Origin of the sequence: Streptomyces atriruber (assembly GCF_001418325.1) — a bacterium.
Taxonomy (GTDB): Bacteria; Actinomycetota; Actinomycetes; order Streptomycetales; family Streptomycetaceae; genus Streptomyces; species Streptomyces atriruber.
Map to the genome: position 1 here is coordinate 1 of NZ_LIPN01000132.1, position 20,196 is coordinate 20,196.

A 20,196-nucleotide genomic window follows, 5' to 3' on the forward strand; every position below is an offset into this window, starting at 1 on the left:
GCCGCGGCCCCCGGCACCTTCACCCACCCCGGAGTCACCGTCTCCCGAGGCCAGTTGGACTTCGCCCGCGAGAAGGTCACCGCGGGCGCCCAGCCCTGGAAGTCCGCCTACGACCAGATGATGGGCAGCAGGTACGCCTCCCTCTCCCGCATCCCCAAGCCCCGCGCGGTCGTGGAGTGCGGCTCCTACTCCGACCCCAACTACGGCTGCACCGACGAGCGCGAGGACGCGATAGCCGCGTACACCACCGCCCTCGCCTGGTACGTCACCCGCGACGAGCGCTACGCGAAGAAATCCATCGAGCTGATGGACGCCTGGTCGGCCACGATCAAGGACCACACCAACAGCAACGCCCCGCTGCAGACCGGCTGGGCGGGCTCCAGCTGGCCGCGCGCCGCCGAGATCATCAAGTACACGTACGACGGGAACTGGTCGAACTCGGGCCGCTTCGCGACGATGTTGCGCAACGTCTACCTCCCCGAGGTCATCAACGGCTCCAACTCCAACGGGAACTGGGAGCTCTCGATGATGGAGGCCGCCGTCGGCATCTCCGTCTTCCTGGAGGACAAGGCGTCGTACGACAAGGCGATGGCCACCTTCCGCACGCGCACCGCCGCCTACGTCTACCTCGCGTCCGACGGGCCGCTGCCGAAGACCGCGCCGAAGCAGAACCTGGACACCCGGGAGAAGATCGTCAAGTACTGGCAGGGCCAGGGCACCTTCACCACCGGCCTCACCCAGGAGACCTGCCGCGACTTCACCCACACCGGGTACGGCCTCTCCGCGATCTCCCACGTCGCCGAGACCAGCCGCATCCAGGGCCAGGACCTCTACTCGACGGACGTCGGCGAGCGGCTGCGCCAGGGGCTCGGCTTCCAGTCCAAGTACGAGCTGGGCGAGGCGCCCCCCGCCTCGCTCTGCAAAGGCACGGTCCACCGGGGCCTCGGCCCGGTCACCGAGGTCGGCTTCAACGCCCTCGCCGGCCGCCTCGGCCACACCATGACCAACACTCAGAAGCTCACCGAACGGAACCGCCCCGCGGGCTCCAACAACCTCTTCGTCGCCTGGGAAACCCTGACGCACGCGGGCAATCCGCGCTGAGCCGGTACTTGTCGAGCCTTGTCGGGCCGGGCGTCGGATGGCGATACTGACGCCCGGCTCCCGCGCAACCGGGGGCGGAACGGGGGGAGTGGTCGGTGGCAGCGGGCGCGGGGCAGGCCGGGAACGCCAAAGACCTCGGGAACGCCGAGGGCGCCGAGGACACCGGGAACATGGTCGTCGTCGAGGACCTCCATCGGACGTACGGCACCGGGGCGGCGGCCGTCCACGCCCTGCGCGGCGTCTCCTTCACCGTCCCGCGCGGCGAGCTCGTCGCCCTGAAGGGCCGCTCCGGATCGGGCAAGACGACCTTGCTCAACCTCGTCGGCGGGCTCGACGCCCCGGACCACGGAAAGATCGCCGTGGACGGCGTGGAGCTCGCGGGACTCGGCGAGAGCGGCCTCCTGGAGCTGCGCAGGGACCGGCTCGGCTTCATCTTCCAGTCCTTCGGGCTCATCCCCATCCTCACCGCGGCCGAGAACGTCGGCGTCCCCCTGCGGCTCCGCAGGACCGACCCCCGCGCGCGCGAGGAGCGCGTCGCCCTCCTCCTGGCGCTCGTCGGCCTCGCCGACCACGCCAAGCAGCGGCCCGGCGAGCTCTCCGGAGGGCAGCAGCAGCGCGTCGCCATCGCCCGCGCGCTCGCCAACAAGCCCGCCCTCCTGATCGCCGACGAACCCACCGGCCAGCTGGACGCGGAGACCGGGCTCGCCGTGATGGAGCTGCTGCGCGCGGTGGTCCGCAGCGAGGGCGTCACCGCCCTGGTCGCCACGCACGACGCGGCCCTGCTCGATCTGGCCGACCGGGTCCTGGAACTGCGCGACGGCGAGATCATCACGCACTGACCGTGCACTGACCAGGGCGACTGGGCCCCGCGCCGACGGCATCAGGGTTGTGTCAAGGACAGCACCCCCGTACCCCCTCGTCCGTATTGCCGGAATTGTTGGCCGTAAGGTCGACGCTGCGTACACAGCAGTTTCGGGAAGACAATGGGGCCATGGCACGCGGCAAGCTTCGGATCTACCTCGGTGCGGCACCGGGCGTCGGCAAGACGTACGCGATGCTCTCCGAGGCCCACCGCCGCATCGAGCGCGGCACGGACTGCGTGGTCGCCTTCGTGGAGCACCACGACCGGCCGCGCACCGAGGTGATGCTGCACGGCCTGGAACAGGTGCCCCGCAAGGACCTGGAGTACCGCGGCACGGCGTTCACCGAGATGGACGTCGACGCGGTCCTGGAGCGCGCCCCCGAGGTCGCCCTTGTCGACGAGCTCGCCCACACGAACGTCCCCGGCTCCCGCAACGCCAAGCGCTGGCAGGACGTCGAGGAGCTCCTCGCGGCCGGCATCGACGTCGTCTCCACGGTGAACATCCAGCACCTGGAGTCGCTCGGCGACGTCGTCGAGTCGATCACCGGCGTGCGCCAGAAGGAGACCGTGCCGGACGAGGTGGTGCGCCGCGCCGACCAGATCGAGCTGGTCGACATGTCGCCACAGGCGCTCCGCCGCCGCATGGCGCACGGCAACATCTACAAGCCCGACCGCATCGACGCGTCCCTCTCCAACTACTTCCGGCCCGGCAACCTCACGGCGCTGCGCGAGCTGGCGCTGCTCTGGGTCGCCGACCGCGTCGACGAATACCTGCAGCAGTACCGCGGCGAGCACAACATCCGCTCCACCTGGCAGGCCCGCGAGCGCATCGTCGTCGGCCTGACCGGCGGACCCGAGGGCCGCACGCTGATCAGACGCGCGTCCCGGATGGCGGCCAAGGGCTCCGGCAGCGAGATCCTCGCCGTCTACATCGCCCGCAGCGACGGCCTGACCGGCGCGTCCCCCAAGGAACTCGCCGTCCAGCGCACCCTCGTCGAAGACCTCGGCGGCACCTTCCACCACGTCATCGGCGACGACATACCCGCCGCCCTCCTCGACTTCGCGCGCGGCGTCAACGCCACCCAGATCGTCCTGGGCTCCTCGCGCCGCAAGACCTGGCAGTACGTCTTCGGGCCCGGCGTCGGCGCGACCGTCGCCCGCGAGTCGGGACCCGACCTGGACGTGCACATCGTCACCCACGGCGAGGTCGCCAAGGGGCGCGGCCTGCCCGTCGCCCGCGGCGCCCGCCTCGGCCGCTCCCGGGCCATCTGGGGCTGGCTGGTCGGCGTCGCCGGGCCCACGGTCCTGACGGTGCTGCTCACCCACGTCGACGCCGATCTGGGCCTCGCCAACGACATGCTGCTGTTCCTGACCCTCACGGTCGCCGCCGCGCTGGTGGGCGGACTGCTCCCGGCGCTCGCTTCGGCGGCCGTCGGCTCGCTGCTCCTCAACTACTACTTCACGCCACCGCTCCACCTGTGGACCGTCTCCAACAACAAGAACATCGTGGCCATCGCGGTGTTCGTGGGCGTCGCCGTGTCGGTGGCCTCCGTCGTGGACCTCGCGGCCCGCCGCACCCACCAGGCCGCCCGGCTGCGGGCCGAGGCGGAGATACTCTCCTTCCTCGCCGGCAGCGTGCTGCGCGGCGAGACCAGCCTGGAAGCCCTCCTCGAACGCGTCCGCGAAACGTTCGCCATGGAGTCCGTCGCCCTCCTGGAGCGCGCGGGCGACACCGACCCCTGGACCTGCGCGGGCAGCGTCGGTGACGGGCGCCCGCTGGAACGCCCCGAGGACGCCGACGTCGACATGCCCGTCGGCGACCACATGGCGCTCGCCCTCTCGGGCCGGGTCCTGCCCGCCGAGGACCGCCGCGTCCTCGCGGCGTTCGCCGCGCAGGCCGCCGTCGTCCTGGACCGCCAGCGCCTGCAGTCCGAGGCCGACCAGGCCCGCACGCTCGCCGAGGGCAACCGCATCCGCACCGCCCTGCTCGCCGCCGTCAGCCACGACCTGCGCACCCCGCTCGCGGGCATCAAGGCCGCCGTCTCCTCGCTGCGCTCCGACGACGTGGAGTGGTCCGACGAGGACGAGGCGGAACTCCTCGAAGGCATCGAGGCGGGCGCCGACCGGCTGGAGCACCTCGTCGGGAACCTCCTCGACATGTCCCGGCTGCAGACCGGCACCGTCACCCCGCTGATCCGCGAGATCGACCTCGACGAGGTCGTTCCGATGGCGCTCGGCGGCGTACCCGACGGCAGCGCGGAGCTGGACATCCCCGAAACGCTGCCCATGGTCGCCGTCGACAAGGGCCTCCTGGAGCGGGCGGTCGCCAACATCGTCGAGAACGCCGTGAAGTACGCCCCCGACGACGAGCCCGTCAAGGTCTCCGCCAGCGCGCTGGGCGAGCGCGTCGAGATCCGCGTGGTGGACCGCGGCCCCGGCGTCCCCGACAGTGCCAAGGACCGTATCTTCGCGCCCTTCCAGCGCTACGGTGACGCTCCACGGGGTGCCGGAGTGGGCCTCGGCCTCGCCGTCGCCCGCGGCTTCGTCGAGGCCATGGGCGGCACCCTCGCCGCCGAGGACACTCCCGGCGGCGGCCTGACCATGGTCCTCACCCTGCGGGCGGCGGCCGGGCGTCCGCCGGTCCGTCCCGAGCTGTCGTCCCGGGTCACGTCGTGATCCGGAACCAAGAGGCCACGCCTCAGAACCAGCAGTCCGAAAGGCAGGTACGCATGACCCGGGTGCTCGTGGTCGACGACGAGCCGCAGATCGTACGCGCCCTCGTGATCAACCTGAAGGCGCGCAAGTACGACGTGGACTCGGCCCCCGACGGCGCGACCGCGCTGCAGGTCGCCGCGGCCCGCCACCCCGACGTGATCGTGCTCGACCTCGGTCTGCCCGACATGGACGGCGTGGAGGTCATCAGGGGCCTGCGCGGCTGGACGCGCGTCCCCATCCTGGTCCTCTCCGCCCGGCACAGCTCGGACGAGAAGGTCGAGGCGCTGGACGCGGGCGCCGACGACTACGTGACCAAGCCCTTCGGCATGGACGAGCTCCTCGCCCGGCTGCGTGCCGCCGTGCGCCGCGCGGAGCCCACCGGGACGGGCGACGGCGACGTACTGGTGGACACCGGCGACTTCTCCGTCGATCTGGCCGCCAAGAAGGTCAACCGCGGCGGCCGCGACGTACGCCTCACCCCCACGGAGTGGCACCTCCTGGAGGTCCTGGTGCGCAACACCGGCCGTCTCGTCAGCCAGAAGCAGCTTCTCCAGGAGGTCTGGGGTCCCTCGTACGGGACGGAGACGAACTACCTGCGCGTCTACATGGCGCAGCTGCGCCGGAAGCTGGAGACGGACCCGGCGCACCCGCGGCACTTCATCACGGAGCCCGGAATGGGATATCGGTTCGAGAAGTGACCGGATCGGTCGCTTCAGGGGGGTCCGCAGCGGGTACTGAGCGGACATAAGCACAGATGAGCGCACCCCTTTCCCCAGTGTCCTCGGCCCCCGGTACGCTTCTTGTATGAGTGCTGTTTCTGGTTCCGACAAGCCGGTGGGCCGTTTCCGGCGCATGCTCGACCGGCTCTCCTCCTCTCAGGAGGACCTGGAGTCGGAGGAGCTGCGGGAGGACGCCGAGACGGCGGGCTGCGTCCGCATCGGCGACTGCCGCGACCGCCAGATAGTCACCGTTACTGGTACCTTGCGCACGGTCACTCTGCGGCCACGTGCCGGGGTGCCAGCCCTGGAGGCCGAGCTGTTCGACGGTTCGGCGGCGCTGGACGTGGTGTGGCTCGGCAGGCGTTCCATCGTGGGAATCGAACCGGGGCGCAGGCTGATCGCATCCGGCCGGATCTCGATGAGCCGGGGACGCCGGGTGCTCTTCAATCCGAAATACGAACTCAGACCCCTCGGACGGGAGTAGCCGGTGACGTCCCTCGACAAGCCGACGGACCACGGGAGCGCGGAGCAGGACGCAGATTCCAGGGCCGTGACCGAGGCAGCGCTCTTCGAAGCCTTCGGCGGTGTTCGGGGCATGGTGGAGACCGTCGTTCCCGGCCTGCTCTTCGTGACCATCTTCACGATCAACAAGGACCTGCACATGTCGGCCATCGCGGCCCTCGCGGTGTCCTTGGTGCTCGTCGTGGTCCGCCTGGTCATGAAGGACACCGTCAAGCACGCCTTCAGCGGCGTCTTCGGCGTCGCCTTCGGTGTGGTCTTCGCGATGATGACCGGCAACGCCAAGGACTTCTACCTGCCGGGCATGCTGTACACCCTCGGCCTCGCCCTGGCGTACATCATCACGACCCTCGCGGGCGTGCCGCTGATCGGCCTCATCCTCGGCCCGGTCTTCAAGGAGAACCTCTCCTGGCGCACCCGCAACCCGGGCCGCAAGAAGGCGTACGCGAAGGCCAGTTGGGCCTGGGGCCTGATCCTGCTCGCCAAGTGCGCGATCCTCTTCCCGCTGTACTGGTGGGCGGACACCACGCAGTTCGGCTGGGTCCTGATCGCCCTCAAGATCCCGCCGTTCCTGCTCGCCGTCTATCTGACCTGGGTCTTCCTGGCGAAGGCCCCGCCGCCGATCGACGTCTTCGCGGAGATGGAAGCGGCGGAGAAGGCGGAGAAGGAGCGCGAGGCGGAGCGCGAGCGGGAGCGCCGCGACGCCTGAGAGCACGCCCCGAAGGGGCGGCCCAGGGGCGCGGGGAACTGCGCGCCCAGCCACGACGACGCCGCAGCCGAAGAAGGACGAGGGGGCACCCGGAACGTTCCGGGTGCCCCCTCGTCGTACCGCCGGCCAGGGCGGTCTCAGCCCACCGCGTCCTCGCGACGCACCGAGAGAAGGTCCTCCAGCTGCTCCTCGCGGGCCTGGGCCGCCACGAAGAGGAGCTCGTCACCCGCCTCCAGGGAGTCGTCCGCGGTCGGCGCGAGAACGCGCGTGCCGCGGATGATCGTGACCAGCGAGGTGTCCTCGGGCCACTGGACGTCGCCGACCTGCGTGCCCGCGAGGGCCGACTCGGGCGGCAGCGTCAGCTCGACGAGGTTCGCGTCGCCGTGGCTGAAGCGGAGCAGGCGCACGAGGTCGCCGACGCTCACCGCCTCCTCGACGAGCGCGGACATCAGACGCGGTGTGGAGACCGCGACGTCGACGCCCCAGGACTCGTTGAAGAGCCACTCGTTCTTGGGGTTGTTCACGCGGGCGACGACCCGCGGGACGCCGTACTCGGTCTTGGCGAGCAGCGAGACGACCAGGTTGACCTTGTCGTCGCCGGTCGCGGCGATCACGACGTTGCAGCGCTGCAGCGCGGCCTCGTCGAGCGAGGTGATCTCGCAGGCGTCGGCGAGCAGCCACTCGGCCAGCGGGACGCGCTCGACCGAGATGGCGGTCGGCGCCTTGTCGATGAGAAGGACCTCGTGGCCGTTCTCCAGGAGCTCACCGGCGATGGAACGTCCCACCGCACCGGCTCCGGCAATGGCGACCCTCATCAGTGACCGCCCTCCTCGGGGCCTTCGGCGAACGCGGCTTCGACCTTGTCGACCTGGTCGGTGCGCATCATGACGTGCACCAGGTCGCCTTCCTGCAGGACCGTCTGCGAGGTCGGCAGGACCGCCTCGCCCAGCCGGGTGAGGAAGGCGACGCGCACGCCGGTCTCCTCCTGGAGCTGGCTGATCTTGTGACCGATCCACGCCGACGACGCGTGCACCTCGGCGAGCTGCACCCCACCCGTGGGGTCGCGCCACAGCGGCTCGGCGCCGGACGGGAGCAGTCGGCGCAGCATCTGGTCGGCGGTCCAGCGGACCGTGGCGACCGTCGGGATGCCGAGGCGCTGGTAGACCTCGGCGCGGCGCGGGTCGTAGATGCGGGCCGCGACGTTCTCGATGCCGAACATCTCGCGGGCCACGCGGGCGGCGATGATGTTCGAGTTGTCGCCGCTGGAGACGGCCGCGAAGGCGCCCGCCTCCTCGATGCCGGCCTCGCGCAGGGTGTCCTGGTCGAAGCCGACGCCGGTGACGCGGCGGCCGCCGAACCCGGATCCGAGGCGCCGGAAGGCCGTGGGGTCCTGGTCGACGACGGCGACGGTGTGCCCCTGTTGTTCCAGGTTCTGGGCGAGAGCGGAGCCGACTCTCCCGCAGCCCATGATGACGATGTGCACCTGTCCTTTACCCCGCACTCCTGGTCATCCCGCTGACCTGCGAAAACATCGTGCTCACTCTTCTCTCTCACTCTGCCGGGCAACCACGGGGCAACAGCGTGCGGCGTTGCCAAGAGACGAGCTTAAGCCGCAATGGGTCCCGCGCACTCACCCACGTCCGCACTCATGGGGACCACGTCCTCACTCATGGGGACGCGAAAGGGGCCGGTGGGGGTGAGACCTCAGTCCACGCTGCGCAGCAGGCCCTCGACGTTCTGCAGGCGGTGACCGAGTTCGACGAGCTGGAGGCGGGTCGACTCCTGCTCCGACCTGGCGCGCTCGACGGCCTCTCGGTACTCGTGCATGGCTTCGGCGTACTGCCGGTCGCGCTCGCGGTTGCGCTGCGTCTGGAAGTACGCGACGGCGACGATGGCGCCGGCGAGTATCAGGAAGAAGGCGACCGGGATGATCACGTCGTCCATCAAGACCCCTCAGGTGGTTGCTGTCCGGCCTCGTCCGACGCGTCCTCCCGGACGGCCGCGAGGATCGTGTCCACGTTCAATCGCACGTCGAACGGCGCGAGTTCGAAGTACTTGAGTGCCTTGCCGTCGTCGGAGAGCTCCAGGCGCCCGACGACCAGACCGGCCTTCTCCAGGCGTTCGAGGTGCATGTAGAGCAGGGGGCGGGAGACGCCGAGCCGCCGTGCCAGTTCGCTGACGTACAGCTGTCCCGGCGCGAGCTCGGTGATGATCCGGATCCGCTGGGCGTGGCCGACAGCGGAGAGGAAGGCGAGCAGCTCTGCGCTGTCCATGGTCCGCCTTCGCACTGGTCCCGAAACCTGTCAGCCAAGACTTACGTATGACGGGATCCACTGTCAATCTGTGCCGTTCCGCCGCCGCATGCGCTCTGAATGACAGTTGACGGCTGCTTCCTTCACCTGTCAGTCTCCACTTACACATGAAGCAACGAGCTATGAGCCACGGGCCGCGAGCCATGGGCTGTGAGTCGTGAGCCCACGAGCGTGGCGAGTGGCAAAGGGGACGGGGATGGTCATGAGGAAGCGATCGGCCACGGTGCGCGTGGCCCGGTGGAGCGCGCTGAACCCATGGAAGGCGGTCATCGGCTGGCTGCTGTTCGTGGTGCTCTGCCTGGGGGGCGGGATCGCCGCGGGCATGAACAGCGCGACGTCGGAGGACTTCCGCGTCGGAGAGGCGGGCCGGGCCGAGGCCCTGGCGACCGACGGCGGCATCCCGCTGCGGTCCACGGAACACGTACTGATCCGTGACGCGTCGGGCTCGACGGGCAAGCCGGGCCCGCTGGACAAGGCGGCCGCCGACGCCGCGGTCAAGGACATCACCGCGCGGATGAAGGCCCTGCCCGAGGTCGCCTCGGTCAAGGCCCCGGTGTCCTCCGCCGACGGACGCGTCCTGCGGGTCCCGGTGGAGCTCACCGGAACCGAACAGGACGATCAGGAGAGAGTCCCGCCGCTCCTGGCGCAGACCGCGGAGGCCGCGAAGGCCCACCCCGGCCTCGTGATCGAGGAGACCGGCGACGCCTCCGTGAGCAAGGGCGTCGACGATCAGCGCAACGAGGACCTGAAGTTCTCCGAGGCGATCACGCTGCCCATCACGCTGATCACCCTGGCGGTGGTCTTCGGCTCGGTCGTCATGGTCGGCGTACCGCTGCTGCTCGCCGTCACCTCGATCATGGCGACGATGGGCCTGGCGATGGTGGCCTCCCACCTGCTGCCCGACACCGGCGTCGGAATGAGCATGATCCTGCTGATCGGCATGGCCGTCGGCGTCGACTACACGCTCTTCTACCTCAAGCGCGAACGCGAGGAGCGGGCCCGCGCGGGCGGCCGCCTCACCTCGGAGGCGCTGGTCGAGGCCGCCGCGGCGACGGCCGGCCGCGCGATCGTGGTCTCCGGGCTCGCGGTGATCGTCTCCACCACGGCGCTCTTCCTGGCGCGTGACGTCATCTTCGACTCGCTCGCCACGGGCACGATCCTGGTCGTCGCCGTCGCCGTGGTCAGCTCGGTCACGGTGCTGCCCGCGCTCCTGGTCAAGCTCGGCCGCCGGACGGAGCGGCGGACGGCGAAGCGTGTCGCACGGGGGAAGCCCGTCCGGACGTACGGCGAGAAGAAGCCCGGCCGCGTCTGGAGCCTCCTGCTCGCCCCCGCCCGCAAGCGCCCCGCACTCACCCTCGGCCTCTCGGTCCTCGTGATGCTGGGGCTCGCGCTGCCCGCGCTGGACATGAACCTCAAGAACCCGGCGCGCGACAGCTTCTCGCGCGAGATCGCGGCGATGCGGGGGTACGACCGGCTGCTGGAGGCCTTCCCGGAGCAGCGGGTCCGGCACGTGGTCGTGGTGCGGGCCGAGGCCTCGCAGGCCGGTGACGTACGGGCGGCGCTGGGGGAGCTGGAGCGCAGGGCGTACGCGGACCCTCTCTTCACGCGCCCCGCCGACCGGGACTCCTCCGGTACTCCGCTCGTCCGCTCCTCTGAGGACCGGACGACCACAACACTGGAACTCAACGTTCCGCACCCCACGTACTCGAAGAAGGCTGAAGACTCACTCGACCACCTCCGCCGGACCTATCTGCCCGCGACCGTCGGCAAGCTGCCCGGCGTGGAGACGGCCGTCACCGGCGAGGTCCCGCGCGGCCTCGACTACGTGGGACACCAGAACGACAAGCTGCCGCTCGTCCTCGGCTTCCTGCTCCTGATGACCTTCGTCATGACGGTCTTCGCGTTCCGCTCTGTCGTCCTCGGACTGCTCGGCGTCGTCCTCAACCTGCTCTCCGTCGGCTCCGCGCTCGGCGTGCTCGTCCTCGTCTTCCAGGGCGAGTGGGCGGAAGAGCTGCTCTCCTTCATCTCACTCGGCGGAATCTCCTCGCGCGTGCCGCTCTTCCTCTTCGTGATCCTCTTCGGGCTCTCGATGGACTACCAGGTCTTCGTGGTCAGCCGGATCCGCGAAGCCGCCCTGAACGGCGTGCCCACGCGCCGGGCGGTCATCGACGGCATCACGTCCTCCGCCAAGGTCGTCACCAGCGCGGCGATCGTCATGGTCACCGTCTTCGCGAGCTTCGTGATGCTGCACATCCTGGAGATGAAGCAGATGGGCCTCGTCCTCGCGGTGGCCGTCCTGCTCGACGCGTTCGTGATCCGCGTCATGATCCTGCCCGCCGCGCTGCTCCTGCTCGGCCGCGCCACCTGGTGGCCGTCCGGCGCGATCCGGCGCGCGGAGGCACGGGCCGCGGCGGCGCGGGCCGACCAGGGGCACTCCGGCCACCCGGAGCCGCACGCCGCCCGTCCGGGGGCGCACCCCGCCCATCCGGAGGCGCGCAGGATCGCACAAGGCCGATAAGCGGAGCAGTTGGGGGTGGTGGGTGGGCGCGCCCCCATTCGAACGCTTACGATCCTCTCCGTGTCCAAACTGACCGACGTGCCCAAACGGATCCTCATCGGGCGCGCACTGCGCAGTGACCGGCTCGGAGAAACGCTCCTGCCGAAGCGCATCGCACTCCCCGTCTTCGCGTCCGACCCGCTCTCGTCTGTGGCGTACGCGCCGGGAGAGGTCCTTCTCGTCCTCTCCATCGCGGGTGTGTCGGCCTACCACTTCAGCCCCTGGATCGCCGTAGCGGTCGTCGTGCTGATGTTCACGGTCGTGGCGTCCTACCGCCAGAACGTGCGCGAGTACCCGAGTGGTGGTGGCGACTACGAGGTCGCCAACACCAATCTCGGCCCGAGAGCCGGCCTCACCGTCGCGAGCGCCCTGCTCGTGGACTACGTCCTGACCGTGGCCGTGTCGATCTCCTCGGGCATCGAGAACCTCGGGTCCGCCGTGCCGTTCGTGGTCGAGCACAAGGTGCTCTGCGCGGTGGCCGTCATCGTCCTCCTCACCCTGATGAACCTGCGGGGCGTGAAGGAGTCCGGGAAGCTCTTCGCCATCCCGACGTACGTCTTCGTGGCGGGCGTCTTCATCATGATCGCGTGGGGTGCCTTCCGGGGCATCGTCCTCGGCGACGACATGGCGTCGCCCACCGCCGACTACGAGATCAAGCCCGAGCACCAGGGCCTGGCCGGCTTCGCGCTGATCTTCCTGCTCCTGCGGGCCTTCTCCTCGGGCTGTGCGGCGCTCACCGGCGTCGAGGCGATCAGCAACGGCGTCCCGGCGTTCCGCAAGCCGAAGTCGAAGAACGCCGCGACGACGCTCGCGCTCATGGGCGGCCTGGCCGTCACCATGTTCTGCGGCATCATCGGCCTCGCCATGGCGACCAACGTCCACATGGCCGAGAAGCCCGCGCAGGACCTGATCCACAACGGCGTCCCCGTCGGCAGCGACTACGTCCAGAACCCGGTGATCTCCCAGGTCGCCGAGGCGGTCTTCGGACACGGCAGCTTCCTCTTCATGATCCTCGCGGCCGCCACCGCCCTGGTCCTCTTCCTCGCGGCCAACACCGCGTACAACGGCTTCCCGCTGCTCGGCTCGATCCTGGCCCAGGACCGCTACCTGCCGCGCCAGCTGCACACCCGCGGCGACCGCCTCGCGTTCTCCAACGGCATCGTGCTGCTCGCGGGCGCCGCGGCCCTGCTGGTCGTGATCTACGGCGCGGACTCGACCCGCCTGATCCAGCTCTACATCGTCGGCGTCTTCGTCTCCTTCACCCTCAGCCAGATCGGCATGGTCCGGCACTGGAACCGCCACCTGGCCAAGGAGAAGGACCAGAACAAGCGCCGCCACATGATCCGCTCCCGCGCGATCAACACCTTCGGCGCGTTCTTCACGGGCCTCGTCCTGGTCGTGGTGCTGGTCACCAAGTTCACGCACGGCGCCTGGGTCGCACTCCTCGGCATGTGCATCTTCTACGTGACGATGACGGCGATCCGCCGCCACTACGACCGCGTGGCCGAGGAGATCGCCGCCCCGGAGACTCCGAACGACGACAGCGTGCGCCCCTCCCGGGTCCACTCGATCGTCCTGGTCTCCAAGATCCACCGCCCGACGCTGCGGGCCCTGGCCTACGCGAAGCTGATGCGCTCCCACACCCTGGAAGCCCTCAGCATCAACGTCGACCCGGCGGAGACCAAGGCCCTCAAGGAGGAATGGGAGCGGCGCGGCATCACGGTCCCGCTCAAGGTCCTCGACTCGCCCTACCGCGAGATCACGCGCCCGATCATCGAGTACGTCAAGAACCTGCGCCGGGAGAGCCCGCGCGACGTCGTCAGCGTGATCATCCCCGAGTACGTCGTGGGTCACTGGTACGAGCACCTGCTCCACAACCAGAGCGCCCTGCGCCTCAAGGGCCGCCTGCTCTTCACGCCGGGCGTGATGGTGACGTCCGTCCCTTACCAGCTGGACTCCTCCGAGGCCGCGAAGAAGCGGGCCCGCAGGCGTTCGGAGTGGAACGCGCCGGGTGCGGTGCGGCGGGGGCCGGTGGAGAAGCCGAGGCGTCCCAAGGAGCAGAACAAGAAGGAGCCGAGCAAGAAGGGCTGACCCCGCCGGGGGCGGCTCGTGGCGAGCGGCCGGACGACACCCACGTAGACTGGTGGGCTGTAGTCCGGCCGTTCCCCTTTTACTTTTACGTAGTGGAGTCACCCCGCCATGCAGGCAGAACCGAAGAAAACGCAGGCGGGGAACTCGTCGGCGGACGCCTCCCAGGCGAGCGTCTCGCTGATCGGCCAGGAGTACGAGGTCGAGATCGGCCCCGTCGCGCACGGCGGTCACTGCATCGCCCGTACGGACGAGGGCCAAGTGCTCTTCGTACGGCACGCGCTGCCCGGCGAGAAGGTCGTCGCGCGGGTGACGGAGGGCGAGGAGGGCGCACGCTTCCTGCGGGCGGACGCGGTAAAGGTGGTCGAGGCCTCGAAGGACCGCGTCGAGGCCCCCTGCCCCTACGCGGGCCCGGGCCGCTGCGGCGGCTGCGACTGGCAGCACGCGAAGCCGGGCGCGCAGCGCCGCCTCAAGGGCGAGGTCATCGCCGAGCAGCTCCAGCGCCTCGCCGGGCTCACCCCCGAGGAGGCGGGCTGGGACGGCACGGTCATGCCGGCGGAGGGCGACAAGCTCCCGGCCGGTGAGGTCCCGGCCTGGCGCACGCGCGTCCAGTACGCGGTCGACGCCTCGACGGGCAAGGCGGGTCTGCGCCGCCACCGCTCGCACGAGGTCGAGCCGATCGAGCACTGCATGATCGCGGCGCCCGGCGTCTCCGAGCTCGGCATCGAGGAGCGCGACTGGTCGGGCATGGCGACGGTCGAGGCGATCGCGGCGTCGGGCTCCCAGGACCGCCAGGTGATCCTCTCCCCGAAGCCCGGCGCACGCCTCCCGATCGTGGAGCTGGACAAGCCGGTGTCGGTGATGCGGGTGGGCGAGAAGGACGGCGGAACGCACCGCGTCCACGGCCGCCCCTTCGTCCGCGAACGCGCCGACGGCCGCACCTACCGCGTCGGCAGCGGCGGCTTCTGGCAGGTCCACCCGAAGGCGGCGGAGACCCTGATGCTCGCCGTCATGCAGGGCCTCACCCCGCGCAAGGGCGACACGGCCCTCGACCTCTACTGCGGCGTCGGCCTCTTCGCGGGCGCGCTGGCCGACCGCGTCGGCGAGAAGGGCGCGGTGCTCGGCATCGAGTCCGGCAAGCGCGCGGTGGAGGACGCCCGCCACAACCTGGCGTCCTTCGACCGCGTCCGCATCGAACAGGGCAAGGTCGAATCGATCCTCCCGCGCACCGGCATCACCGAGGCCGACCTGATCGTCCTGGACCCGCCGCGCGCGGGCGCGGGCAAGCAGACGGTGAAGCACCTGGTGGGCCTTGGCGCGCGGCGCATCGCGTACGTGGCGTGCGATCCGGCTGCGCTGGCGCGGGATCTCGGGTACTTCCGTGAGGGCGGGTACCGGGTGCGGACGCTTCGGGCGTTCGATCTGTTTCCTATGACGCATCATGTGGAGTGCGTGGCGATCCTTGAGCCTGCTGAGAAGGGCCGCTGACCTGCCGGTGCACCTGGTGTGCACGACGCGCGCCCGAGGGGCCACGCTGTCCGATCCGGGCGGCGTGATGCCGGGATGCCGGGATGAGCGCGGGCGGTGTGTTGGTGAACACCCCTGTGTTGTGGGGGTACTTGCCGGTGAAGATGGACGAACGGGAGGGGCAGCACAGCGAGTCCGTCACCGTGTGGTTGGAGAAGGACAGTCCGGCCCTCTGCATGGCCTTCACGTGCGGCATGTGGTTCACCAGGGCCGACGAGAGATCGTCGGTGAGGACCCACACGGTGTTCGGACGCCCGGACGCCCGGACGCCCGGACGACGCGCCCGCGCTCGCATCGGCCGGGCGCGCCTCACCGCCTTCGCTGTTATTGCACGCGACCGGACCGGACGCCGCGAGGGCGCCCCTGGCCAGCCACAGGGGAACTTTGCTGCGAGTGCCTGCGATGGCCAACGGATCCCCTCCTGGACGGCGTGACGGAACGACTCCCTGCCCTTCGACCCTGCCGGAGAAGGGTGGGAGAACGGTGCGAGCGCGGCGTGCAACGGGTGGGAAAGACACCGGAACGGCGACCGGCCGCACGTCGTACTCAGGGCCTGGGGCTTCCGGTCCAGGTCGTCAGGGCCTCGGTGCGCTCGGCCCGGCGGGTGGCCGCGTCGGTGGTTCGGGTGGCCCATGCGATGTGGCCGTCGGGGCGGACCAGGATCTCTGTTGCTTCGTGCAGATCGTCGCGGGTGGCGTTCGGTGATGCGGTTGCCGCGGTGAGGTACGGGGGCCGGGGCCCTTCCTCGTTCTCCGTCGACTGGCCTTGCCCGCCGTCGTGTTCCGTAAAGTCGATCAGGACGAAGTGGGCCGGTGAGAGCAGTTCGTGGACGCGGGTGTTCTTCGAGTCGGCCGTGTTCAGTTCGATGTCCGGCATGCGGCGGCCCGTCAAGGGGTGGGCGTCTTGCCGGGGTGATGTGTACGCAGTGCTCAGCGCGGAGACGCGGTCGGCGAGGAGTCGGTTGACGTCCTGGACGCCGAGCAGTTCGTCGAGCAGTGTGCGCAGGGCCGTCGCGGGCCGCTCGTACTGTGGGGTGAGGGTGAGTTCCGTGAGGAGCAGTTGGACCGAGGTGTTCTCGGTGACCGCCTGTCCGACCGGGCGGCGTTCCTCTTCGTAGCTGTCCAGCAGATCGCCGGGTGCCCAGCCGTTGATCTCGGCGGCGAGCTTCCAGCCGAGGTTCATGGCGTCCTGCAGACCCGTGTTCAGGCCCTGCCCGCCCGCCGGGAAGTGGATGTGTGCGGCGTCGCCCGCCACGAGGACGCGACCGCTGCGGTAGCGCTCGGCCAGGCGGGTCGCGTTGCCGAAGCGTGAGAGCCACCGCGGGTCGGCTATGCCGCAGTCGCCGCCGCAGATGCGTGTCAGGGCGTCCCGGAACTCCTCCAGTGTCACGGGCTCGTCGGCGGGGGCTCGCATGCGTTGGGGGTCGATGTAGACGAGGCGGGTGAGTCCGGCCTCCAGCGGTACGACCATGACGCCGTTCGCCCGTGCGGCTTCGAGGGCCTCGGGGGAGGCGCCGACCGTCGCGAAGTCGCCCAGTACGCCGGTGAGGGTCTCGTCGGTGCCGGGGAAGCCGATGCCGGCGGCCCGCCGCACGGCGCTGCGTCCGCCGTCGCATCCGACGGCGTACCGCGCCCGGGACGTGGTGGCCCGGCCGTCGCTGTCACGGAGATCGACCGATACGCCCGTGTCGTCCTGTGCGAGTGCCAGGACCTCGTGCCCGCGGTCGATCCGTACGCCCAGTTCGCGGGCCCGCTCCTCCAGCAGGGCTTCCGTGCGCGCCTGGGCCAGGAACAGCGTGTAGCCGTGGCGGCTGTCCAGCGCGCCGAAGTCGAGCCGGGTGGGCAGATTGGCGAAATGCCAGCCCGGCAGGGTCCTGCCCGACGACAGGAAGCGCGGCAGGAGGCCTCGCATGTCCAGCAGCTCCAGGCTGCGCGGGTGCAGCGTCAGGGCCCGGGAGTTCCGGGTGGCCTCCGCACGGCGCTCCACGATCCGCACCCGAGTGCCTGCCAGGGCGAGTTCACACCCGAGCATGAGGCCGGTCGGCCCGGCGCCGACGACGATGACATCAGGTTCCATGACTGCTCCCTCATTAGTGAACGGTGTTCACGTGAACGATGTTCACTATAGTTGGGGGCATGACCTCTCCGTCAATCCCGAACAGGGGCCGACCGGCGCGCCTCGACCGCGCGAAAACCGTCGGGACCGCCCTGGAACTGCTGGACGAGCTCGGCCTCGAAGCGCTCACGATGCGCAGGCTGGCCGACAGGCTGGGCGTCCAGGCCGGGGCGCTCTACCGCCACTTCACGACCAAGCAGGACCTGCTGACCGCCATGGCGGAACGCATGCTCGGCGACGTCCAGGTGTCACCCGGGGCGGCCGACTGGGCGGAACGCCTGCGGGCGCTCGCCCGTGCGATGCGCCGGGCGCTCCTGGCCCACCGTGACGGTGCCAGGGTCTTCGGCGGCACCCACTCGGTCGGTCCGCACACGCTGGCCTTCGCCGAGTCCGTCCTCGGTGTGCTCCGGGAGGCCGGGTTCAAGGACGAGGACGCGGCCCGCACCCTCATGGCCATGGTCAACTTCACGCTCGGTCACACGCTGGAGGAGCAGGCCGCCACCGCACCGCTCGAGAACGGGACGCCGGAGGACCCGGACCGCCTGCGGAGCGCTGTGCTGGCCGGTTCGTACCCGCACCTCGCGGCCACGCTGCCCGTGCTCACCAGCACAGACTTCGACGCCCACTTCGAATTCGCGCTGGATGTCCACATCGAAGGGCTGCGTCACCTGCGGCCCCGCGCGGCGTAGTTCAGGGCGAGGGGCGGAGGGGGAGAGGGGGCGGTTCCGGCGGTCTTAGGGGTGTTGCGCGCGCCGGGAGCTCACTCTGCGTCACCACTTCGGGGAATTGACCACATTCCTGGCACTCTTCATGGGCATACCTGAATCGCATATTCGTCATCGAGGCGACAGCGAGGAGCCGTGGTGCCCCACAGCGAACCGGCCCTGATCGAGAACGACTTGGACATCGTGCCCGTGGGCATGCGGAGCGGAGACCTTCTTCGGCGCGGGGATCATGCGCTGTTCGGGGTGAGCACAGGGAACAGCTACTTCACCCGGCGGTGTCTGGCCGAGGTGATGGCGTGGGCGGTGGACCGGTTCGAGGTCGTGGACGTCGTGCACGCCGATGTCGCCCTGGAGGCGATGCTGGAGGCCTTCGGCTACGAGCGGCCTGCCGCGCGCCGGAGCGCGGCCAAGCAACTGCGCGGGGTCCGGCGGCGCATCAAGGGCGCCCTGGAGGACGTCGGTCCGGACGCGGGGCGCGTACGGGTGCGGCCGCTGTCCGACTTCCTGGACCAGCCCGGATACCGCGAGGTCCGCGCGCAGGTCCGCACCGCGCTGCAGACCGACATGGAACTGCGGTCCGTCCGGGACGCCATGGCCCACCAGTTCCTCGCCAAACGACTGGCGCCCGGCGCGCTGCCCCTGCCCGCGCAGACCGAGGCGGCGCTCGACTACGTCAACGCCGAGCTGCCGTTCTTTGTCGACACCCCCCACATCCTGGGCGTCGACTCGTCCGTCCACTGCTATCACACCGTCCTGGCGCTGGGGCGCCTGCTGTTCGGCGAGCGCCCGACGGGGCTGCTGCGCCCGGCCGACACCCAGGGGTACGCCATCGTCGCCGCCTGCCTCGCATGACCCGTCCGCAGGGCCCGGGGGTCCGCAGAAGAAAGCAGGTCGTCATGGATTCCAGCCCGTCCAGCCCGTCCACCTCGTCGGCGTCCACCTCGTCCACCTCGTCCACCTCGTCCGCCTCGTCCGCGTCCGTCGCGAGCGCCGCCTCCTCCGTGGCAGGAGACACCTCCTGCCCGTACGCCCCGGTGCAGTGGCCGTTGTCCCGGCGCGGCGACGTCGTACCCGCCGAGTGCGCGGAGTTGCGCCGGGACAGCCCCATCGCCCGGATCCGGACCCTCACCGGCGACGACGCCTGGCTGGTCACCAGTTACGCGCTGGCCCGGCAGGTGCTGGAGGACGACCGCTTCAGCCTGCGCGACACCGCGGCTCCCGACGTGCCGCGGCAGTACGCCCTGACGATCCCCGCCTCGGCCGTCAACACCATGGGCAACGTCAACAGCGCCGGTCTGCACCAGGAGGTGCTCCGCGCGTTCGGGCCCAGGACCGGTCCCGCGTCCGCGCAGTGGATGTCCCGGCGGGCGCACGACCTCGTCGACGTCATGGTCGAGGAAGGGGCCCCGCTGGATCTGCGGCAGCGGTTCGCCGAGCCGTACTCCGCCGCCCTGGTCTGCCAGGTACTCGGCCTGCCCTACGAGGACGGGCTGCGGCTCATGTCGGGGCTCGACCTCGGCTTCGTCACCAGCCCCGTCGTGTTCGACGGCTGCACCGCCAACTGGGACAAGGACTTCGCCTTCGTCCTGCGGCACGTGCGTGCGGCGCGCAGCGATCAGAGCGGACTGATCCGGCGGCTGTGCGAGCTGCGGGACGATGCGCGGCGTGACGGCGGTGATCTGACCGACGAGATGATCGCCGCCACGGTCACCTCCCTGTTCGGGGCCGGTGCCATGAGTACGTACGTCTTTCTGCTGCACGCCGTGCTCACCCTGGTCCAGCACCCGGACGTGGTGGAGCGCCTGCGGAAGAACCCCCAGGAGATGCCGCGCGCGGTGGAGGAGCTGATGCGGTGCACCCTGTCGATCGGGGACGGACTGCCCCGGATCGCCCGGGCCGACGTCCGGGTCGGCGAGGTCCTGGTGCGGGCGGGGGAGCTGGTCCTGGTCTGCGTCGAGGGGGCGAACTTCGACCCTCGGCAGTTCCCGGACCCCGAGCGGTTCGACCTCGACCGCACGGGCAACAACCACCTGTCGTTCGGGGCCGGTCGCCACTTCTGCCCCGCCTCCGCGATCTCCCGCGTGCACGCCGCCGAGGCCCTCACCGTCCTCGTGGGGCGGCTGCCGCGGCTGCGACTCGCCCTGCCCGCCGATCAGTTGGTGTGGCGCACGGGCAACATCAAGCGGGTGCCCGAGAGGCTTCCCGTCCTGTGGTGAGGCCTCACCGCCCGGCCGCCTCCCCGCCCCC

At 70.3% G+C, this 20,196-nt stretch carries 18 protein-coding genes; 12 read left to right on the forward strand and 6 right to left on the reverse strand.

The window, feature by feature from the left end:
- The 6 genes from AOK03_RS15480 to AOK03_RS15505 form a co-directional block, all read left to right on the forward strand.
- A partial coding sequence (locus tag AOK03_RS15480) for an alginate lyase family protein (RefSeq protein WP_055565837.1) occupies positions 1-1,101 on the forward strand: 1,101 nt, incomplete at its 5' end.
- Positions 1,102-1,271: 170 nt separating this feature from the next.
- Positions 1,272-1,940 carry an ABC transporter ATP-binding protein gene (locus AOK03_RS15485; RefSeq protein ID WP_055565866.1) on the forward strand — a complete coding sequence of 223 codons (669 nt, stop codon included), beginning with the start codon at positions 1,272-1,274 and terminating at the stop codon, positions 1,938-1,940.
- 152 nt (positions 1,941-2,092) lie between these two features.
- Positions 2,093-4,639: a sensor histidine kinase gene (locus AOK03_RS15490; protein ID WP_055565838.1), complete on the forward strand. Its 2,547-nt coding sequence runs from the start codon at positions 2,093-2,095 to the stop codon at positions 4,637-4,639.
- 53 nt (positions 4,640-4,692) lie between these two features.
- Entirely contained in the window at positions 4,693-5,376 is a 684-nt protein-coding gene (locus AOK03_RS15495; protein WP_055565839.1) for a response regulator, read from the forward strand.
- Positions 5,377-5,482: 106 nt separating this feature from the next.
- Entirely contained in the window at positions 5,483-5,881 is a 399-nt protein-coding gene (locus AOK03_RS15500) for an OB-fold nucleic acid binding domain-containing protein (RefSeq protein ID WP_055565840.1), read from the forward strand.
- A 3-nt stretch (positions 5,882-5,884) separates the two neighbouring features.
- Positions 5,885-6,625 (forward strand): DUF3159 domain-containing protein, encoded by a 741-nt coding sequence (locus AOK03_RS15505; RefSeq protein ID WP_055565841.1) that lies wholly within the window; start codon positions 5,885-5,887, stop codon positions 6,623-6,625.
- A 137-nt stretch (positions 6,626-6,762) separates the two neighbouring features.
- Here AOK03_RS15505 and AOK03_RS15510 read toward each other — a convergent pair whose 3' ends face one another.
- The 4 genes from AOK03_RS15510 to AOK03_RS15525 all read right to left on the reverse strand — a co-directional run bounded on the left by AOK03_RS15510 (position 6,763) and on the right by AOK03_RS15525 (position 8,898).
- Entirely contained in the window at positions 6,763-7,440 is a 678-nt protein-coding gene (locus tag AOK03_RS15510; RefSeq protein ID WP_055565842.1) for a potassium channel family protein, read from the reverse strand.
- On the reverse strand, positions 7,440-8,108 hold the full coding sequence (locus tag AOK03_RS15515; RefSeq protein ID WP_055565843.1) for a potassium channel family protein: 669 nt from the start codon (positions 8,106-8,108) through the stop codon (positions 7,440-7,442). Before AOK03_RS15515 ends, AOK03_RS15510 begins: the two co-directional genes overlap by 1 nt.
- A gap of 221 nt (positions 8,109-8,329) precedes the next feature.
- The gene (locus AOK03_RS15520) at positions 8,330-8,569 is read right to left on the reverse strand and encodes a hypothetical protein (protein ID WP_055565844.1); all 240 of its coding nucleotides are present in this window, start codon (positions 8,567-8,569) and stop codon (positions 8,330-8,332) included.
- Positions 8,569-8,898 (reverse strand): ArsR/SmtB family transcription factor, encoded by a 330-nt coding sequence (locus AOK03_RS15525; protein WP_055565845.1) that lies wholly within the window; start codon positions 8,896-8,898, stop codon positions 8,569-8,571. Before AOK03_RS15525 ends, AOK03_RS15520 begins: the two co-directional genes overlap by 1 nt.
- Before the next feature lie 241 nt (positions 8,899-9,139).
- Between AOK03_RS15525 and AOK03_RS15530 the strand changes: the two genes are divergently transcribed.
- The 3 genes from AOK03_RS15530 (at position 9,140) to AOK03_RS15540 (ending at position 15,070) form a co-directional block, all read left to right on the forward strand.
- Positions 9,140-11,455, forward strand: a complete 2,316-nt coding sequence (locus tag AOK03_RS15530; protein WP_079074741.1) for an MMPL family transporter — start codon at positions 9,140-9,142, stop codon at positions 11,453-11,455.
- A 60-nt stretch (positions 11,456-11,515) separates the two neighbouring features.
- Complete coding sequence (locus AOK03_RS15535; protein WP_055565846.1) at positions 11,516-13,585, forward strand: APC family permease; 2,070 nt, start codon at positions 11,516-11,518, stop codon at positions 13,583-13,585.
- A gap of 108 nt (positions 13,586-13,693) precedes the next feature.
- Positions 13,694-15,070 carry a class I SAM-dependent RNA methyltransferase gene (locus AOK03_RS15540; protein WP_055565847.1) on the forward strand — a complete coding sequence of 459 codons (1,377 nt, stop codon included), beginning with the start codon at positions 13,694-13,696 and terminating at the stop codon, positions 15,068-15,070.
- Here the strand turns inward: AOK03_RS15540 and AOK03_RS45000 are convergent.
- Together AOK03_RS45000 and AOK03_RS15550 are read right to left on the reverse strand one after the other, a co-directional pair.
- Positions 15,012-15,743 carry a sulfatase-like hydrolase/transferase gene (locus AOK03_RS45000; RefSeq protein ID WP_341845808.1) on the reverse strand — a complete coding sequence of 244 codons (732 nt, stop codon included), beginning with the start codon at positions 15,741-15,743 and terminating at the stop codon, positions 15,012-15,014. The genes AOK03_RS15540 and AOK03_RS45000 overlap by 59 nt on opposite strands.
- Positions 15,656-17,185: a monooxygenase gene (locus AOK03_RS15550; RefSeq protein ID WP_055565849.1), complete on the reverse strand. Its 1,530-nt coding sequence runs from the start codon at positions 17,183-17,185 to the stop codon at positions 15,656-15,658. Before AOK03_RS15550 ends, AOK03_RS45000 begins: the two co-directional genes overlap by 88 nt.
- Positions 17,186-17,244: 59 nt before the next feature.
- Here AOK03_RS15550 and AOK03_RS15555 point away from each other — a divergent pair, with 59 nt between their 5' ends.
- The 3 genes from AOK03_RS15555 (at position 17,245) to AOK03_RS15565 (ending at position 20,165) form a co-directional block, all read left to right on the forward strand.
- A complete protein-coding gene (locus tag AOK03_RS15555) occupies positions 17,245-17,913 on the forward strand; it encodes a TetR/AcrR family transcriptional regulator (RefSeq protein ID WP_055565850.1) in 669 nt (222 codons plus the stop codon).
- Between the two features lie 174 nt (positions 17,914-18,087).
- Positions 18,088-18,801: a tRNA-dependent cyclodipeptide synthase gene (locus AOK03_RS15560; RefSeq protein WP_157868952.1), complete on the forward strand. Its 714-nt coding sequence runs from the start codon at positions 18,088-18,090 to the stop codon at positions 18,799-18,801.
- A gap of 44 nt (positions 18,802-18,845) precedes the next feature.
- Positions 18,846-20,165: a cytochrome P450 gene (locus AOK03_RS15565; RefSeq protein ID WP_079074739.1), complete on the forward strand. Its 1,320-nt coding sequence runs from the start codon at positions 18,846-18,848 to the stop codon at positions 20,163-20,165.
- Positions 20,166-20,196: the final 31 nt, after the last annotated feature.

Bases quoted from the DNA above. Each gene is read 5' to 3' on its own strand.
- AOK03_RS15485 (WP_055565866.1), top strand. From the start codon at position 1,272: ATGGTCGTCGTCGAGGACCTCCATCGGACGTACGGCACCGGGGCGGCG.
- AOK03_RS15490 (WP_055565838.1), top strand. From the start codon at position 2,093: ATGGCACGCGGCAAGCTTCGGATCTACCTCGGTGCGGCACCGGGCGTC.
- AOK03_RS15495 (WP_055565839.1), top strand. From the start codon at position 4,693: ATGACCCGGGTGCTCGTGGTCGACGACGAGCCGCAGATCGTACGCGCC.
- AOK03_RS15500 (WP_055565840.1), top strand. From the start codon at position 5,483: ATGAGTGCTGTTTCTGGTTCCGACAAGCCGGTGGGCCGTTTCCGGCGC.
- AOK03_RS15510 (WP_055565842.1), bottom strand. From the start codon at position 7,440: ATGAGGGTCGCCATTGCCGGAGCCGGTGCGGTGGGACGTTCCATCGCC.
- AOK03_RS15520 (WP_055565844.1), bottom strand. From the start codon at position 8,569: ATGGACGACGTGATCATCCCGGTCGCCTTCTTCCTGATACTCGCCGGC.
- AOK03_RS15525 (WP_055565845.1), bottom strand. From the start codon at position 8,898: ATGGACAGCGCAGAGCTGCTCGCCTTCCTCTCCGCTGTCGGCCACGCC.
- AOK03_RS15530 (WP_079074741.1), top strand. From the start codon at position 9,140: ATGAGGAAGCGATCGGCCACGGTGCGCGTGGCCCGGTGGAGCGCGCTG.
- AOK03_RS15540 (WP_055565847.1), top strand. From the start codon at position 13,694: ATGCAGGCAGAACCGAAGAAAACGCAGGCGGGGAACTCGTCGGCGGAC.
- AOK03_RS45000 (WP_341845808.1), bottom strand. From the start codon at position 15,743: ATGGGCCACCCGAACCACCGACGCGGCCACCCGCCGGGCCGAGCGCAC.
- AOK03_RS15550 (WP_055565849.1), bottom strand. From the start codon at position 17,185: ATGGAACCTGATGTCATCGTCGTCGGCGCCGGGCCGACCGGCCTCATG.
- AOK03_RS15555 (WP_055565850.1), top strand. From the start codon at position 17,245: ATGACCTCTCCGTCAATCCCGAACAGGGGCCGACCGGCGCGCCTCGAC.
- AOK03_RS15565 (WP_079074739.1), top strand. From the start codon at position 18,846: ATGGATTCCAGCCCGTCCAGCCCGTCCACCTCGTCGGCGTCCACCTCG.